This is a genomic window from Roseibium sp. (genome assembly GCF_050301095.1).
GTDB lineage: Bacteria > Pseudomonadota > Alphaproteobacteria > Rhizobiales > Stappiaceae > Roseibium.
This window is the reverse complement of record NZ_JBNKYW010000130.1, coordinates 35,532-53,453: the sequence shown is the minus strand read 5'-3', so window position 1 is coordinate 53,453 and position 17,922 is coordinate 35,532. Positions and strand designations below refer to the sequence as shown.

The window sequence follows — 17,922 nt, the reverse complement described above, 5'->3', positions numbered from 1 at the left end:
CACCGTCTGCACCTTGTAGGCGTCCTCACCCGTCTCCGCATCCATCAGCGCATGAAACAGAAGCCCTGACTGAAGACCCGTCAAAGGCCAAACCGCCGAAAGAGAAGCGCCATAGCGACCGGTGAGAACATCCACATCCGCCTGGGAAACGGCGGCCAATGCGAAGTCCGATGGCGAACGGCCGCCTGCGCCTTGCCAGTCCGCATGTCCGGCCAGTCTTTGAAGGGCCTCTTCCCAGTGCCGCCTGAGAGCAGCCATGTCGCGTTCAGAAAAATGGCGCCCGGCAAATCCGAACTCGGTGTTCAGGCAATATCCGCCGGTGCCTTCGACGGCCTGGCAATCGATGGACAGCAGATGATCCAGCGGTGTCGCCGGGTCGAACCCTCCGCGCAAGCCGCCAAACTCCCCGGCCGCCCCCCAGGCTCCACCGGATCCGGCCTGAAAACGGCCGAGATAGTTGAAGGAGACTTGCGTTTTCTGCGCTTCCTTGAGCATGACGGCGGTTTCGTCATTCAGGTACCGCAGCACTCCATAGCCGATGCCGCGGTCCGGCACCTTGCGGGACTGGTCCTTGATCCTGGCAATCAGGCTCCTGAGGGCACGCTCCGGAATGTCTGAGATCCCGCCCGTGAAGCCGGCGGGTTCGAGCCGCATCGGATAGACACTCGTGAACCATCCTACGGTCCGGCTGAGATCGGCATTGTCAAGCGGCTCTCGGCCGTGCCCTTCCACATCGCAGATGATCCCGCGGAAAGGTCCGCCGGTCTTTGAAGACAGGAAAGCGTCCAGCGCCAGGGTCAGTGCCGACAGCAGAACATCCTGCGGCCCGCAATTGTAAAGTCCCGGCAGTCTGGTCAGGATCCGCGCCGTATCAACGGGACCAAGGACCGACTGGATCGATTTCCGGGTCCGGCAGGTATCGCGTTTTCGATCCGGACCGTCCGGAACGATGCAGGTGGTGCCGAACGACAGAACCTCCCGCCAGTAGTTGCATTCCGCCAGGCGAACCGGTGCCGTCGCGTTCTGCCGCAACAGCCCGCTCCAGACGGGAAAGCTCGTTGTTGCAGGCTCAAGTTCGATCGGCCGTCCTGCCGACCAATCGTCCCAGGCCGCGCGGAGATCGTCCGTCAGGATCCGCCAGGAGACACCGTCGACGACAAGGTGGTGGGCAACGAGCATGAGCAAGCCGGTCCCGGCCGCGCCCGCATCGAACCAGATGGCATTGAAGACCCGGCCATCGGCAATCGACAGGGACCTGACGGCTTGGGCATGCTCTGCTTCCAGCAGTTCTTCCAGGCTTTCCTCCTGCCCGGACGCCAGGAGGTCGACATGCTTGAAGCCGGGTGTTTCGGCCATTTCGGAGACAGGGGCAATCGACAGCTCCGAGAGCCCCCGGGAAGCGCGAGCCCGAAGCATTCCATGCCGGGCGACTGTTTTTGAAAGGGCGGCCTTCAGGAAATCGGCATCGGCACCGGCCGGAAGCGTCATGCAGACCGATTGGTAGAACCCGTCGACAGGCCCGCCGAGTTCTGCAAACCAGCGCAGGATGGGCGTCGGCAGAACCGTATCGGTCCCGGTACCTACCGGGCTGACGCCTTTCGTTCCCTCGATCGGCCGGATTGCGCGGGCAAGGTTCGTTACGCTCTTGTGATCGAAGATATCCTTCGGCGACGCCGAGAACCCCTTCCGCCGCAAAAGGCTGACCAGGCGGATCGCCGAAATACTGTCGCCTCCAAGGGCAAAGAAACTGTCGTTGCCAGCGGGCGGGGCAATCCCGAGCGTTTCGGCAAAAGCGGCCGACACAGCCTCTTCGACGGGCGTCAGCTCTGTAGACACAATCTCTCTGTGCGGGCGGCTTGGGGCCGGCAGGGCTTTCCTGTCGATCTTGCCGTTGGGAAGGCGCGGAAGATACGGCAGCAGGTCGATCTGCGCCGGAACCATGTAGTCCGGCAGCCGGCTGGCGCAATGTTGCCTCAGGCTGTCTGCAGACAAATCTTCGTTTTCGTGACCGATGACATAGGCAACAAGCCGCGATGCGCCCTGCCGGTCGCGATAGACGCTGACCAGGCATTGGGCAACCTCGTCCCGCTCCAGAAGCACGCGCTCGATTTCACCCGGCTCGATGCGGCGTCCGCGGACCTTGACCTGCGTGTCACTGCGGCCGAGAAAATGAAGGTTGCCATCTTCAGCCCGATAGACGCGATCTCCCGTCCGGTACATTCGCTGTCCAGCGCCTGCAAACGGATCGGCAACAAATCTGGACGCCGTCAGATCCGCGAGGTTCCGGTAACCGCGAGCAAGACCGATGCCGCCGATATAAAGCTCTCCGGCAACGCCGTTCACGACAGGCTGAAGCGCCTGGTCGAGAACATACAGACTGGAATTCCAGATAGGCAGGCCAACCGGCGCGATGTCGCCAATCAGATCACTCCGCAGAACATTGCTCATCGACCCGCAAACGGTTACCTCCGTCGGGCCATATGCATTGACAAGGCGGCAGCGCCCGGCCCATCTCCGCACTTCCGGTACACTGATGGCCTCACCCGCAGTCACCAGCACACAGCCCTCCGGCAGATCGCTTGTCGCCATGACACTCAGAAGGCTCGGCGACAATGTAATATGCGAGATGCTCTCGGTGTGCATGAAAGACTTCAAGGCAGCGGGATCGGTGAAGGCCTGCCTTGGCCAGATCACCAGGGCGGCACCGGAGACGAGTGCCGTGGCAATTTCCGAAAAAGCCGCGTCGAAACTGAAGGATGCAAATTGCGCGATGCGGGAATTCGCGGAAATCGCGAACCGCTCGATCTGGGCACAGGCCAGATTGGCAAGCCCCTGCCGTGTGACGACGACGCCCTTGGGTTTCCCTGTGGAGCCGGAGGTGTAGATGACATAGGCCGGATGGCGGGGGTCGATGGGCTGCCGCCGGTCCCTGTCCCGCGGTGCATCGGCGGGGGCTGCCGCCAGCTCCGCCGCGCTTTCCTTCGCGTCGAGCGGCAGAAGGTCCAGGCCCTGTAGCCCCTCTCTCAGTTCCGGCGCCATGCCGGTCACGGTCAGGACCAGTTTCGGCGCCGCATCCTCCAGCATCATCGCAATCCGGGCCGCCGGATAATCCGGGTCGAGCGGCAGATAGGCACCGCCGGTCTTCAGCACCGCCAGCAACGCCACCACCATCTGCGCAGATCTGGGCAAGGCAATCGCGACACGGTCCTCGGCGCCGATGCCCCGCTTGATCAGAACATGCGCCAGACGGTTCGCCCGCTCCTCAAGCTGCGCGTAGGTCAACCGCTCCGCGCCACCGGCCACGGCCTCCCGCTCGGCATGCTGCCCGGCAACGGCCGAGATCAGCTCCGTCAGATCGCCCTCCGGCAGATCGTGTCGCGTGGCATTCCAACGGTCCTGCACAGCCTCCCTTTGAGACGGTGCAAGTGTCTTCAGGGACCCCAGCGCCGCGTCCGGCCGGCACGCCATCTGGTCCAGCAGATGACAGAGCTGGCCAAGGAGGCTGCGGCCGAGCTCCGCACCAAGCCGATCCTCCCGGCAGTCCAGCCGCAGCAGAAGACGGTCGCCCGGCACCACCATCAGGCTGGCCGGATAATGGGTCCGGTCATGCACCTCCAGACCGCTGATCCCGAGGCCTTGTCCCGAGGCCCGGAAGGTCTCCTCGCTGAAGGGATAGTTCTCGAACACGACCAGCGTGTCGAAAAGGTCTCCCAGTCCCGCGGCGGCCTGGATCTCGGGAAGGCCGAGATGCTGATGGGGCAGAAGCGCAGCCTGCCGCGCCTGCAGCTCCCTGAGGAATTCGCCGACCGACGTTGCCGCAACCGGTCTGGCCCGCACCGGGACCGTGTTGATGAATAGGCCGGCCATGGTCTCGATGCCGGCAATCTCCGCAGGGCGGCCGGAGACGGTGGCGCCGAAGACGAGATCGTCCGTTCCGCAGACCCGGCCGAGCAATATCGCCCAGGCCCCCTGCAACACCGTGTTCAGCGTGATGTCGAGCTTGCGGGCAAGGCCCTCCAGCGACCGCGAGGCTTCCTCGCTCAGGAGTTCGTCGAAACGCAGGACCTCCCCGACCGCCTCCGCGCCCTCCGCAGACCGGCCGTAGACCGAGGCCGCCAGGCGTGTCGGCTCCTCCAGCCCGCCGAGCGCTTCCTGCCAGGCCGTGAGCGCGGCCGCCCGGTCCTGCTGCTGCAGCCAGCCGAGATAGCGGTCGAAAGGAACCACCGGCGGCAAGGTTCCCGCTCCGCCCGCTTCGTAGATCGCCTTCAGCTCCCGCATCAGCACCGGCAGCGACCAGCCGTCGAGCAGGATGTGATGATTGGTCAGAACCAGCCAGGACCGCTGGTTCGCCTGCCTCACAAGGCAGGCCCGCAGCAGCGGTCCGCGTGCGAGGTCAAACCGCTCCTCACGGTCTCCGGCCAGGAACCGCTTCAAGGCCGTCCCCGGGTCCACTGCAGTCTCCAGCTCCACCGTCCTGAACGGCAGCCCGATGTCCGACAGGATCACCTGGACCGGGTCCGTCACGCCGTCATGACAGAACACGGCCCTCAGCGGCGCGTGGCGGGCGGCAAGCGCCTCCAGGCTCACCTTCAGCCGCTCCGCATCCACCGGGCCGTCAAGCGCGACCACCGTCTGCACCTTGTAGGCGTCCTCACCCGTCTCCGCATCCATCAGCGCATGAAACAGAAGCCCTGACTGAAGACCCGTCAAAGGCCAAACCGCCGAAAGAGAAGCGCCATAGCGACGGCGAACATGCTCGAGATCCTGCTCGCTGATCCAGTCGGCCTTGAGAGCGGCCATGGCATCCGGCGCCTGCCGTTTCGCCGCGACAGTCGCGAGTTCTGCCGGCGTCTTGTTGTTGAAGACATCCGAGGCCGAGAAGACCAGGCCCGCCCGCCGCGCCCGGCTGACAAGCTGGATCGAGAGAATACTGTCGCCACCGAGGGCGAAAAAATTGTCGTCAGGACCGACGGCGGCAAGTCCGAGGACTTCGGCGAAAAGGCGGCTGATCTCGGTTTCGGTCCGGCCAACCGGTCCTCTGGCGCGCTCGCCGCGGATGTCGGGGGCCGCCAGGCGACCGAGATCCAGCTTGCCGTTTGTCGTGAATGGCAATGCGTCCAGGACCACAAAATGGGCCGGAACCATGAAGGCCGGAAGCGTGGAAGCCAGATCCGCGCGCAATCTTGTCAGATCCGGTGCGCCTGTACCTGTTCCGACAACATAGGCGACGAGCCTTTTGTCACCCGGCCGGTCTTCCCGGACGATGACCGCGCATTGACCGATATCCGCCTGCCGCCCGATCGCATTCTCGATTTCCTGGGGCTCTATGCGGAACCCGTTGATCTTGACCTGATGGTCGGCCCGGCCAACGAAGGTCAGCAGGCCATCGCTGCTCCAGCGCACCAGATCGCCGGTGCGGTACATCCTGCCGCCTGGAGGGCCAGCGGGATCGGCGACATACCGTTCGGCTGTGAGACCGGTGCGGCCGAGATAACCGGACGTGAGGCAATCGCCGCTCAGATAGAGTTCCCCCACCATACCGGTGCCCACCGGTTGCAAGCGTTCGTCCAGAATACGCACGCCGCAATTGTCTCGCGGCAACCCTATCGGGACCTTGTGTGCGCCTTCATCGAGCGAATGCATGGCATGCCAGGTCACGAACGTCGTGCCCTCCGCCGGGCCATACCCGTTGACGAACCTCGTTCCGGGCGACGCCGCGGTTGCCCGACGCAAGGCTTCCGCGGAAGCCGCTTCCCCACCGATCAGAACCGACTTAAGTGGCCTGAAAGCTTCCGGTTTTTCACCGGCGATTATGTTGAAGAGACGGGTCGTGATGCAGGCTGCAGTCACCCGGTGATCGTCGATGACACGTCCTATCTCCTCCGCATCCAGAAGGCCGGGCGGTGCCACGACAAGCTCCTGCCCCCGCATCAGGGGGGTCCAGATTTCATAGGTCGAGGCGTCGAAAGCATAGGGCGAATGCAGCAGCACACGTTCGTGCGAACCCTCCGGCCAGCAACCGTCGAGCGCCAGCGCCTGAATATTGCGGTGCGTGATCGCAATGCCCTTTGGCCGGCCGGTGGACCCGGAAGTGAACAGAACACAAGCAAACCAGCCGGCTTCGACGGTGGGCAGGGACCCGTTTTCGCCTGCCGAGCGGAGCGCGCCAAAGGCAACGCAGGAAACGCCACCCAATTCAATCGGATCCGTTGCGGCCCCGTCCGTCAGCACCAGGCAGGCCTGTGCGTCATCAATCAGTTGGCCGAGCCGCCTCGGCGGATCGCTCCTGTTGAGAGGAACATAGGCGCCACCCGCCTTCACAATTGAAAGCGTTGCGACCACAAGGTCGAATGAGCGTTCCATCAGAACGGCAACCCTGGAACCGGGCCGCACGCCACGGGCCAAAAGATTTCGTGCAACAAGATCCGATTGCGCATCCAGTTCGGCATAGGAAAGCGCAGAGGATCCGCTTGTGAGCGCCGTCCTTTCACCCTTCTCCTCGACCAACAGTTTGAACCGCTCCGGCAAGGACATATCAATCTCGGGCTTCGGGATCCGCGTTCCCTCGCTAAGACGGGCAAGACGTGCCAGTTCACCGCCGGAGACAACAGGCAGCTCGTCGATCCGGGTGTCCGGATTTGCCACCGCGGCCTGGAGCAGATCGACAAATCTCCGGGCGATGGTCTGCACAACCGGCCGGTCGAAGAGATCCGTCCGGTATTCGATCCGGCCCCGGACGCCACCAGCAGATCCATCCTCTGCCCGATGGACGGTCAGATCGAAGGAAAGATCGAATTTGGAGGCTGTGACGGGCACCTCCTCCGAGGCGCATTCCAGTCCCGACAGGTTCAGATCCGGATCACCCGCCATATCGAGCGCCAGTACGAGCTGGAAAAGCGGGTGAAAGGACAGGTCCCGGCGCGGCGAAAGCTCATCGACCACACGCTCGAAGGGCACGTCGCGCCGGCCATAGGCAGCAAGGTTCCGGGACCGCGTTGCAGTCAGCAATTCGCGGAACGTCGGCCGGCCGGCAATGTCATTCCGCAACGCCAGCATATTGACGAAAAGGCCGACGGTTTCTTCGAAAGACCTGTCGGGCCGCACGTCGACCGGCGTGCCGATGACAATGTCTTCCCCTGCCCCGATCCGGGTCATGGTCGCAGCCATTGCCGCCTGAAGCAGCATGAAGAGGCTGGATTGCGTCTCGGCGGCCAGGCGTTCGAGCTTGAGGTGAAGCGTACCCGGTATGTCGACGGCGACTCCCTCGCCTTTCCAGAAATTGTTTCTCCGCCGCCCCTCCGCACAGGGAAGATCGAGACAGTCCGGCGCACCGGCGAGTTCCGACCTGACGCCGGCAAGAAGGCTCGATATTTCCGTGTCCGCGGCCTGCTCAAGCCACCCGGCTTGCCAACAGGCGAAGTCGGCATATTGCCTGGCGGGTCTGCTCCAGACGGGTTTCCTGCCCTTGGATCGCGCCGCGAATGCGATTTCGAAATCGGCAAGCAGCGGACGCAAGGCGTTGCCGTCGATGGCAATGTGATGAACGGAGATTTGCATCAGATGATGCGTGGCCGGAGTATTCCCGGCTTCGGAAACGAAACAGATCCTGACAGGAAGATCGCAGGAAAGGTTGAACGGGATAGAAGACTGTCGATCCAGTTCATCCCGGACACGCGACGCGGGGGCAGTAATGGCCCGGAAGACATTATCCGCCGAAACCTTTGCCCGGATATCCTGAAAGGGGACACCGTCCTGCCCTTCCGGATAGGCGGTCCGCAGAATTTCATGTCTTTCGATGACATCGACCCAGGCTTGCCCGAGCACTGCAGGATCGACTTGACCTTTAAGCCGATAGCGATAGGCCAGCGTGTAGGACGTGTCGCCCGGATGAAGTCTGTTCAGGAACCAGAGGCGCTTTTGCGCCGAGGACAGCGGCAGTCTTTCCGGCCTCGGCAAGCCGGCGTTTTTCCTGTCCCGAGGCTTGGCTGTCGCGACCAGTCTCGCAAGCTCTGACGGTGTCGGCGCTTCAAAAACGTGGCGCGGCTCGACGTGAACGCCAAACTGGTCGCTCAATGTGTATGCGAGACGGGCGGCGAGCAGCGAATGTCCACCCAGATAAAAGAAATTGTCCCGCGCTGAAATCCCGCCGACGCTCAGAACCTCGGCATAGGCTTTGCAGATCATGCTTTCAAGAGCGGTTGCCGCTTCGCCCCGGGCGTCCTTCGCCGGAACCTCCGGGTCAGGCAGCGAGGACCGGTCCAGCTTGCCGTTCGGCGTCAGCGGCAGAGCGTCGAGCGAGACGATTGCGGAGGGCAGAAAGGCCGGGGGGAGTGATGCCGAGAGGGCATCATGCAGCTTTTGCGCATCCCTTGCGGCACCGGCCTGCCAGACGACATAGGCCACGAGGAAGATGTCGCCGTTTTTCCGGTGCTTCGATACCACGGCCGACTGTGCGACCTGCGGCATGCCGTCCAAGGCCGCTGCCACCTCGCCCGGCTCGACGCGGACACCGCGGATCTTCACCTGCTGGTCGGCGCGGCCCAGAAACTCAAAGCTACCGTCCGGCAACTTGCGTGCGACATCGCCCGTTCTGTAAAGAACCGAACCTGACGGCCCGAAAGGTGAAGCCACAAACCGTTCGGCGGTCTTGTCCGGCTGGCGATGATAGCCGAGCGCAAGACCCGTCCCGGCTAAATAGAGTTCACCAGCCTCTCCTTCTGCGACAGGCTGAAGCCGATCGTCCAGCAGGTAAACACAGGTTTCCCGGATGGGCTTGCCGATGGCGATCTTCCGGCCCAATTCGCACAGGGTCCATAAACTGTCGCCGGCAGCCTCCGAAGCACCGTAGAAATTGTAGAGACGGGCACCGGGAAGTCTTTCGCAGAATGTCTGCTGAAGGCTCGATGGCAGAGGTTCGCCGCTTGTCACCCAGGTCCGGCAACACTCCAGATCATCCAGACATCCGTCTTCGAGCAGACGCGCCAGGAGGCTCGGCACGACCGTCAGACGGCTAACCTGGAAATCTCCCACCGTTTGAGCCAACCGCCTCGGGTCGCCCGAAACATCTCCTTCCGCGATGACGACGGCACAACCATTTGTCAGCGCACCGAGAAGTTCCGTCGACCCGTCGATAAAGTTGAGCGAGGTCTTGAAAAGCGTGCGTTCGCCCGGCGCAAAGGGCAGGGCCTCTCCGATCCACAGCAGCCTGTTGGCGAGTGCGGCCTGGCGGCCGAGCACGCCCTTCGGGCGGCCGGTGGAACCGGATGTGTAAACCAGGTAAGCCGGATCGTCGACGCAAGGCGGACGCGTCAGGTCGCGCCCGGCAGGCAGGTCAACGGGCTGTCCGTCGATCTCACGGCAAAAGGTTCCCGTTTCCAGGTATACAGCGCGTTGCTCGAGTCCGGCTGCCGCCACGACGGCAGCAACCTTCCTCTCCCCCAGGATCAGGTCCGGTGAAGCGTCTTGCAGCATATTGATCAGGCGTTGCCGCGGATAGGCCGGATCGAGGGGCATGTAGCAGGCGCCCGCCTTGATAACGCCGAGCAGGCAGACAACGAGATCCGCTCCCGCCGAGCAGCCCAGTGCAACAATATGACCGGGACCGATACCACGGCGGATCAGATACCAGGCCACGCGGTTGGCCTTGCGGTCCAGCTCCTCGAACGTCAGGGTCGAAGCCGGCAGGACAAGTGCAGCCTGTTCTTTCCGCAGCTGAACCTGACGCGTGAACAGGTCCGTCACGAACCTGGTCCCGCCGGCATGCGATGCGCCCGACTGCAAATGGCCCGCCTCATTGGATAGGGGGCTGGAAGAGGCAGTCCGTGCCATCGCAGGCTGAGAAAGACACTCGCGGGATGCCATTCAGATCAACTCCGTCGAAGACTGGTCAACTCATCAGGTTACGGACCCAAGTCATTTCAGATGCCTCCGGCCGGCGCCGGAGGAAATTCACTTAAGCTTCACAGCCCAAGCCTTTGCCTGAGCGTCAACGGTTCCTGCGTCGCTCCTCTCACATGCCCTCGTTTACGGAGTATCGGCACGACGGAACGGGAAAACTCGTCAAAGCTTCCGGGGAAATGAGTCGGAGTAATCACGAACCCGTCGCACGCACCGGCAAGGAAATAGGCTTCCAGCTGGTCAGCCACCTGTTCCGGGGTTCCGACAAGACGCGGCGTTGACGTGCTTCTCGCCATCCGGACGGCAATTTCCTTCAGGCTCCAGCTCCGGTTCCGGTCTTCTTCCCGGATCCTGTCGAGCCAGGGAAATGCCGCGCCTCCGTCCACCGCCGCCTTGCCCGAAGATTTTCCCGCGGCCAGTTCCAGGACTTCCTCGATGGGAGTGTCCGGATCGCAACCGGTCGCATCGATCCCGAGCATTCCGGAGAGAAAGGCAATCGCGACGTCCGGATGAATGAGTTCGTCCAGATATTCGGCACGCGCCTTCGCGATAGCCTCGGTTTCGCCGATAATGGGTTGAACGGCTGTCAGCAGAAAGAGCTTTTCCGGATCCCGTCCCAGTTCGGCAGCACGCCGGCGAACATCGGAGCGCAGTTCGCTCATTCCCTCCGCGTCGGCCTGGATCGCGAACACGACGTCGACCCATTTCGCAGAGAAATCGCGGCCGCGTTGAGAGACACCGACACTCATGAGGATCGGTTCCCCGTCCGGGCCGGCGGGCAGAGACAGCGGCCCGCGAAGCGTGAATCGCGTTCCCCTGTGATCGATCGGCCTGATCTTGCCGGTGTCGGCGTAAAGACCGGCCGCCTTGTCGGCAATCAATGCATCGGGTTCCCAGGACCGCCAGAGCTGCCGGCAGACCTCGAGGGTTTCCTCGGCCCTGTCGTAGGCTTCCGGCGACACCAGTTTGGGAAAGTGACCAAAATTGTGCCCGTTGCTCGGACCGGCCGATGTCACGACGTTCCAGGAAATCCGCCCCCGGCTGAAGTGATCCAGCGTACTCAGCGTACGCGCCAGGTGGTACGGCTCCATGTAGGTCGTCGACAGCGTAACAGTGAATCCGAGTGTCCGCGTCACTGAAGCCATCAGCGAAACCAGCAAGTTGGGATCGTGCCGAATCGCGCCGACCGCGCCGTGTTTCAGGAAGGTTTCATAGTCGTCGTTGAGGCCTGTCGTCACACTCAGGGATTCGGGAATGAAGGCGAGGTCGAAGCCTCCCCGCTCCAGGGTTACGGCGGTATCCTTGAAGAGATCGGGGTCGCAAAAATCGGTTTCGCTATATGGATGACGCCACATGCCGGCATAATGGCTGCCGGGAACCAATATATATCCCGCAAGGAACATCTGGCGATTTGCAACGCTTGAACTCAAAACGCCCCCCTGAAAGGATATCGAATGCAGTATTCTATTGTTTTAAGTCGCAATTCATTCAGTTTACACATTCAAACCCCAACGGCAACACATAACAAATAGAGATTTTTCACCTAAAAAAACTTAATTTTTCTCCACAATTCCATAAAATTGCATCTTCTTCACCGCGCATCAAAGTCTTCGAAAGATTCGAAGCGTATTTCCGTAAAATATTCTTGGAATACACAGGCTTTCAATGAGTTCGAAGCCGGCATTCCCAACTTGTGCCTCGACATCGGCGGTCTTCACCTGCTTCACCCACTCACCGGAAAAGATCAGGTCGTCGATATTGTGGGCCAGACGACGCCAATAGGGTTTCTCCACCATGTCCTTGAACAAAAAGATCCCGTCCGGCCCGACTCGCTTCACCGCCTCAGCAATGGCCTGCGCCCGGTCCGTTTCGGGGATGTGGTGCAGCACGTCGACCATGGTCACGACATCGAACCGGTCGTCAGGCAACTCCTCAAATCCGTGGATCTGACGGAACGACACTTTCTGCCCCGGCCCCGTTCTCGCGGCGGCCTTGCGCGCGGAAGCCAGTGCCCCCTCATGCACGTCGCAACCGATCCCCTCGCGGATGCGCCCCGACGCCAACAGGATGGCGATAAGCGCGCCGTTGCCGCAGCCGACGTCCAGAACCCTCGCATTCCGCGGGATATGCCGCACGATATCTTCGAATGGGCAGACATAGGGACGTGCTGAAATCAGCTTTCGCAGAAACCTGGGTTCGTAATCGTAAAGGTCGAAGAGAAACCGGCTCAGATCCTTCCGATCAAAACTGAACGACCCTGCGTTTGACGACACATACCGCTCCTTTTCGCCTGAACCGATCGCGGTTTCGTGGCCCGCGCGATTAACCATCCGGGATGGCTGCGCCAGCTGGCACACCTGGACTAAAGCAAATTCTGCACGCGTTGCCTAGCTCAAGAAACACGCTTGCCACACCGGGATTTTCTTGCAACTCTGCTGCCATTGTGGATGACAGGGGCACTCGGAAAGCATTGAGAGTTCTTGTATTTATGTTTGAGCCAACCGCGAGGCCGGTTGAATGAATTGCGGAGCTGTTTCAGTTCCTGGGAGCACCGGATGAGCGTTGCGGAAGACGAAGTCGAAGCAAAGGTGCCGAAAGGAAAGCCGCGCAAGATTCACAGGATGAGCCGGACGGACAAGGCGATCGCCTATCTCCTGCTGCTTGGATTCCTGGCGATTGTCCTATGGCCGCTGACGTTCTTTGTGATCGGCCCCGGAGAAGTCGGCGTTCTCTTCAGAACGCTCACAACAGGCACCGAAACCCGGTTCGTCTATACCGAAGGCATCAACATCAAGTGGCCGTGGAACCGGATATACCGTTACGAGGTCCGCGTTCAGAAACAGGACGATATCGTCCATGGCCTTGCCTCCGACGGCCTGCGCATCACGACCGACATTTCCATTCTTTATCACCCCAATGCCAACAACGCCGGCAAGCTCCACCGGACCATCGGTCCGGAATACGCGGACAGGTATGTCCGTCCGAAGGCCATAGAGGCCGTGCGTTCGGTCATCGGCAAATACGACCCGCATGAACTTTATCAGGTAGACCTGAGCCGGCTTGAAACCGAGGTCATGCAAACGATCGGCTCCAACCGGCAGGATCTGGTCAATTTCAACCGGATCATCCTGCGGCGGATCCAGCTGCCGAAGGCGCTTAACCAGGCGATTTCCCGAAAGCTGACCGAAGAGCAGAATGCGCTTGCCTATGAGTATGTGCTCGAACAGGCACGCAAGGAAGCTGAACGCAAACGCATTGACGCGATCGGCTACCAGACCTTCTATTCCATTGTCGCTGATGCCCTGACACCACAGCTTCTGACCTGGCGCGGGATCGAGGCAACGGTCGAACTGGCCCAATCCAACAACAGCAAGATCGTCATTGTGGGAAGCGGCAAGGACCAGCTCCCGCTTATCCTGGGCAGTGACATTGCCAATCAACCGGATTTGCCGGCCCCGGCCCCGGTCAATCCGCAGCGGTACCGATTGCCCGATTTCAACAGTCTGCCGAAACTTTTCCCGACCGCCCGCGCGTCCGAGACCGAGACTGGGACCGGGACCGGGACGGAAGACGATCAGGAAACCCGGGAAACGACCTCGGAAGAAGAAACCGCCTCGACAAATTCAGCTTCTCCTTCAGCCGAGGAAGACACGGAAAAGCCGCAGACAGGAAATTGATAGCGCCCTGATTGCAAGATTGAAATCAGGGCAATCTCAAGCTACCCTCACGCAAAGTAAGCAGCCGGTTGCTGCCAAGCTGGAAAAGGAAACTGTGAAATGACCTCGAAGTCCACTCGCACAAGTTCCGCCAAATCAGGTCCTGAAGACAATATCGATGCGGCTGAAAAGCTGGCTGACGACACCCGGACCGAGACGAGCCCCATGTCCCCGGAAGAACGCAGGCAGGCAGCTGAAAAAACCATTCGGGATCATGTCATCGTCGGCACGGGGACCGGGCTCATACCTGTCCCGATCTTCGATCTCGTGGCAGCCATCGGCACCCAGCTGAACCTTATTCGAAAACTGGCGGCCATCTATGACGTACCCTTTTCGGAAAACCGTGCGAAAACCGCTGTAACGACACTGCTCGGAAGTCTCGGCGGCGTGGGCGCAGGCACCTTCATCGCCTCGAGTTTGATGAAAACGATCCCGGTCCTGGGGACCGCGATTGGCATTGTCGGATCCGGCGCAACACTTGGAGCCTTCACGTTTGCCGTCGGAAAGGTGTTCCAGCAACATTTCGAATCCGGCGGAGATTTCCTCAACTTTGAAGTTGCGGCCTACAAGGAGCATTTCAGGAAGATGGTGAAAAAGGGCGAGGAAATGTCGGAAAGCAAGCCGGAAGCCGCCTGATGTATGTTGCTCCACTCATCATCTATCTTTTTTTATGCGTGCTTGTCGGATACCGGGGACGGGACACCCGCCTCGGTTCCTTCGGATGCTTCCTGGCAAGCGTGATTTTTACGCCGGTCCTCGTGTTTGTCGTTCTGTTGCTGACGGAACCTGCGGGTTATCAATCCCAGAAGTGATCCTGCTTGAGCGGATTGCGCTCATGCCGGACCACTTGATGCCGGAAAACCGTCGCTGTCGAGGCGTGTCCCGATGCACGAATGGAGCATCGGACGAGGGGCGCAAAGAAGACGGCATGCAGGTTTTTGGCTCCGAACGGGGCAAATTTCCTGCACACCAACACGTTACGGGCCGGGCACCAGACCGCAGGATTTACAGCGCCAGCTTGACCTTGCCGCCGGCCTGCGACCGCGAACAGCATGACATCATGCGCCGGTTCTCCGCCCGCTCGGCGCGCGTCAGCACCATGTCGCGGTGATCGATCTCCCCCTCCAGAACCTCGACCTCGCAGCTGCCGCAAAGGCCCTCCCGGCAATCGCAGGCAATGTCGATCCCGGCGGCGAGAATGGCATCCAGCAGCGTCTCGTTCGCGGCAACATCGAGCGTCAGGCCGGAATCCTTGAGCTCGACCTGGAAGGCGGTTTCCTTGTCCGGATCGAGACCGGTGTCATGGGCCGAGAAATGCTCAAAGTGCAGTGTGCCCTCGGGCAGGCCGGCAGTCAGATCCTCAAGGGCTGAAATCATGCGCTCCGGCCCGCAGGTATAGATCTGTCCGCCTTCAGGCAGACCGGCAACGAGAGCTGCCAGATCGGCCCTGCGGCCCTCGTCCTTGCCGTAGACCGTGACCCGTCCGGCATGATCCTTTTCCAGGCGTTCCAGAAGCGCCATCGTCCGGCGCGAGCGGCCGCTGTAATGAACGGCGTAGTCCTTGCCCAAAGCCTTGAGGCGGTCCGCCATGGCAAGGATCGGGGTAATGCCTATGCCGCCGGCGATCAGAAGGTAAGTCGAGGCCTCCTCGTCGAGCCGGAACAGGTTGCTGGGACCGCGCAGGCGCAGTTCCCTTCCCTCGGCAACGACCTCGTGGATATGCCGCGAGCCGCCCCTGCCCTCGTCTTCCCTGAGAACCGCAATCTCGTAGCCGGTCGCATCCGGTTTGCCGCAAAGCGAATACTTGCGGTCATAATCGCCGACGCACAGCTCGATATGGGCTCCGGCACTCCAGCGCGGCAAGGGCCGTCCCTTGGCGTCCTCAAGCGACAAGCCGATGATCCCGTCGGCTTCCTTGCGCACGCCCGTCACGCGCACCTTGCGGGCGATGTTGCGGCGCGAGGGAGCCCCGACCGGGAAATGAAGATTTTCACGCGCGCGCCCGGCCTGCTGCCGTTCGGGGTTCTCTGCCGGGTCCCATTCCACCCAGACCTGATCCGGCCCCCTGAAGGAGGTGTTGGCAAGATAGCTGAACTCCTGGTCGGCGAGCCGCAGGTGCGGAAGACGGCGGGTCATCTCCTCCAGGAAGATCCGCATTTCCATGCGGCCGATGTTCTTGCCCATGCACTGGTGGCTGCCGTAGCCGAAGGTCAGGTGATCGACGGCATTGTCGCGGTAGATATCGAACTTGTCGCCATCCTCGAAGTGGCGTTCGTCCTGGTTGCCGGAGGCCTGCACGATGAGCAGCTTGGCCCCTTCGGGCAGGTCGACATCGCCGACCCGTGCCGGGGCCGTGGTCTGCCGCCGCCAGGCCACGATGGAGCCCGAATAACGCAGGCATTCCTCGACCGCGTTCGGGATCAGGCTCGGATCCTCGCAGATGTCTTCCCAGGCTTGCCGGTGGGTGAGCAGCGTCTTGAACATGTTGGCGGACGCCAGCGACGTCGTTTCATGGGCCGCGACGATGATCGCCATCATCATGGAATGCACGTAACTGTCCGGCACCACATCCGGCATTTCCGCGTTCTTGCGGATCGTCTCGTGCATCCAGCCGGTGCCCTCGGGCTCCTTCTTCATTTTCTCGATGATCTTGCCCGCATAGTTCCAGAACTGGCCGACATCGTGGGCGATGGCAACCTGCTGCTCGTCGGTGGGCTTGCCCCAGGTATTGACCGAATGCGCGACGGAAAAATTCTTCAGGACGGCGATGTCGTCTTCCGGAACACCGAGGAAATGCAACGCCACATTCAGCGGCACCTCGTAGAGCATGGCATCGACCAGATCGACCCGGCCGCTGTCGATGAAGGCATCCATCTTCTCGCGGGTCAGCCTGCGGACCATCTCCTGCTTGGCTTCAAGGTTCTCGGGCAGGAAGTGGTCCAGCAGCACCCGGCGCCGCTCCATGTGGGCCGGCTCGTCCTCGTTCACCATGGTGCGGTTCATGGCATAGCCGTAGCTCTTCAGGACTTCCATCGCCTCCGGGGTCGCGGGGGTGATCTTTTCAAGAGCATTGCGGGGCGAGAACGTGATGTTGTCGCGAAAAACGGACTTGATGTCGTCGTAGCGGCTGACGACCCAATAGCCGAGCCTGGGGCTGAAGAAAACGGGCAGCTGGTCCCGCGACCAGCGCAGCGCCTCGGCAGGGTCGACCTGATAGGGGCCGGTGAACGCGTCGAAATCGGCGGCCATCTGCGAGACGGGGCACTGGTCACTGGCAAGGGCTGCGCCACTCTCAGCGTGCGGGCACGCTGCTCCCGGTCCGGTTCGTTGGGCCTCCGTTGTCTTGCCGTCAACCGAAGTGTCCGCGGAACTTGCAGGGCGGTTCATTTCTTGCTCCCAATGAAATTTTTACTTATAACGCACAAATTAGTGCGATATAGTAATAATGCAGTCTTTGGCGGTGCCGTCAAGCCTGCGCCCCGGCATCCGCACGGCACAGGGGCCATGGCAAGAAAACCATTGAGTGGACGGCACAGGTTCCCTTGTGGCAAACCCGCGGAACCGAGAGCCAGCCGGAAGTCTTTTCCCGAAGCGGAGACCCTTTGTGGACAAACGAAAAGAGTCAAAAACCAACCTTCTGCAGACCCTGCGCAGAGGCATGGAGACGATCACGCTCGTCGCCGATCATCCGGACGGGCTCTCCATTGCCCAACTGGCGGAAAAACTGCAGGTCGACCGCGCGATCGCCTACCGGCTGGTTGCGACACTCGAGGCGGATTCCTTCGTCGCGCGCGCGGCGAACGGAAATGTCTTTCTGGGAGGCGCTATCCTGGCGCTGGCCGCCAATCTGGAGCCGCAATTGCGGTCTTTCGCGGAGCCTTTGCTGCATGAGTTGGCCGAGGAAACCCGGGCAACAGCCTTCCTGTCGGTGGCGCGCGGCAGGGACGCCGTCGCCGTTCTGGTTGCCGAATCGTCTTCGGGCCTGATCCGTGTCGGTTACCGGGTTGGCAGCCGTCACCCGCTCGACCTCGGGGCGGCCGGGATTGCGATCCTTGCCGGACGACCGGAAAGGCCGGACGACGCGGACGCGGTGCGCCAGGCAAGGCGGGATGGGTTCAGCATCACGAGGGGACAGCTTCAGCGCGGCGCCGTCGGCATTGCCTCACCGGTGCTTTTTTCCAGGCAAAAGCATGCTGCCCTCGAGGCCTCTATCGGTGTGGTCGCCCTCGACGATCTGGACACGGAGACGGTTGCGCCGCGCGTCATCGCCTGCGCGGCGCAAATCTCCAGGCATCTGGGCGGCTAAAGC

8 protein-coding genes are annotated in these 17,922 nt (G+C 61.6%); 4 read left to right on the top strand and 4 right to left on the bottom strand.

Annotated elements, in window-relative coordinates; genetic code table 11:
* From ACQY7U_RS12095 to ACQY7U_RS12085, 3 genes are all read right to left on the bottom strand, one after another.
* Window positions 1–9,741, bottom strand: a 9,741-nt coding sequence (locus tag ACQY7U_RS12095) for an amino acid adenylation domain-containing protein (protein WP_428644760.1), incomplete at its 3' end; no start/stop codon positions are given.
* A 218-nt stretch (window positions 9,742–9,959) separates the two neighbouring features.
* Entirely contained in the window at window positions 9,960–11,300 is a 1,341-nt protein-coding gene (locus ACQY7U_RS12090) for an NtaA/DmoA family FMN-dependent monooxygenase (RefSeq protein WP_428644762.1), read from the bottom strand.
* 198 nt (window positions 11,301–11,498) lie between these two features.
* Entirely contained in the window at window positions 11,499–12,170 is a 672-nt protein-coding gene (locus ACQY7U_RS12085; protein WP_428644758.1) for a class I SAM-dependent methyltransferase, read from the bottom strand.
* Between the two features lie 282 nt (window positions 12,171–12,452).
* On the opposite strand from ACQY7U_RS12085, the gene ACQY7U_RS12080 reads away from it, so the two are divergent.
* From ACQY7U_RS12080 to ACQY7U_RS12070, 3 genes are all read left to right on the top strand, one after another.
* Window positions 12,453–13,574, top strand: a complete 1,122-nt coding sequence (locus tag ACQY7U_RS12080; RefSeq protein WP_428644756.1) for a prohibitin family protein — start codon at window positions 12,453–12,455, stop codon at window positions 13,572–13,574.
* A 99-nt stretch (window positions 13,575–13,673) separates the two neighbouring features.
* Window positions 13,674–14,249, top strand: a complete 576-nt coding sequence (locus ACQY7U_RS12075; protein WP_428644754.1) for a YcjF family protein — start codon at window positions 13,674–13,676, stop codon at window positions 14,247–14,249.
* Window positions 14,249–14,425 (top strand): hypothetical protein, encoded by a 177-nt coding sequence (locus ACQY7U_RS12070; protein WP_428644752.1) that lies wholly within the window; start codon window positions 14,249–14,251, stop codon window positions 14,423–14,425. The genes ACQY7U_RS12075 and ACQY7U_RS12070 overlap by 1 nt, the downstream gene beginning before the upstream one ends.
* A gap of 193 nt (window positions 14,426–14,618) precedes the next feature.
* Here the strand turns inward: ACQY7U_RS12070 and ACQY7U_RS12065 are convergent, their stop codons facing one another.
* Complete coding sequence (locus ACQY7U_RS12065; RefSeq protein ID WP_428644751.1) at window positions 14,619–17,000, bottom strand: cytochrome P450/oxidoreductase; 2,382 nt, start codon at window positions 16,998–17,000, stop codon at window positions 14,619–14,621.
* 217 nt (window positions 17,001–17,217) lie between these two features.
* Between ACQY7U_RS12065 and ACQY7U_RS12060 the strand changes: the two genes are divergently transcribed.
* Complete coding sequence (locus tag ACQY7U_RS12060; RefSeq protein ID WP_428644749.1) at window positions 17,218–17,919, top strand: IclR family transcriptional regulator; 702 nt, start codon at window positions 17,218–17,220, stop codon at window positions 17,917–17,919.
* The last annotated feature ends 3 nt before the right edge of the window (window positions 17,920–17,922 follow it).

What these genes read in the sequence shown, in the direction of transcription:
- ACQY7U_RS12090 (WP_428644762.1), bottom strand. Translation starts at nt 11,300, where the DNA reads ATGTTCCTTGCGGGATATATATTGGTTCCCGGCAGCCATTATGCCGGC.
- ACQY7U_RS12080 (WP_428644756.1), top strand. Translation starts at nt 12,453, where the DNA reads ATGAGCGTTGCGGAAGACGAAGTCGAAGCAAAGGTGCCGAAAGGAAAG.
- ACQY7U_RS12075 (WP_428644754.1), top strand. Translation starts at nt 13,674, where the DNA reads ATGACCTCGAAGTCCACTCGCACAAGTTCCGCCAAATCAGGTCCTGAA.
- ACQY7U_RS12070 (WP_428644752.1), top strand. Translation starts at nt 14,249, where the DNA reads ATGTATGTTGCTCCACTCATCATCTATCTTTTTTTATGCGTGCTTGTC.
- ACQY7U_RS12065 (WP_428644751.1), bottom strand. Translation starts at nt 17,000, where the DNA reads ATGAACCGCCCTGCAAGTTCCGCGGACACTTCGGTTGACGGCAAGACA.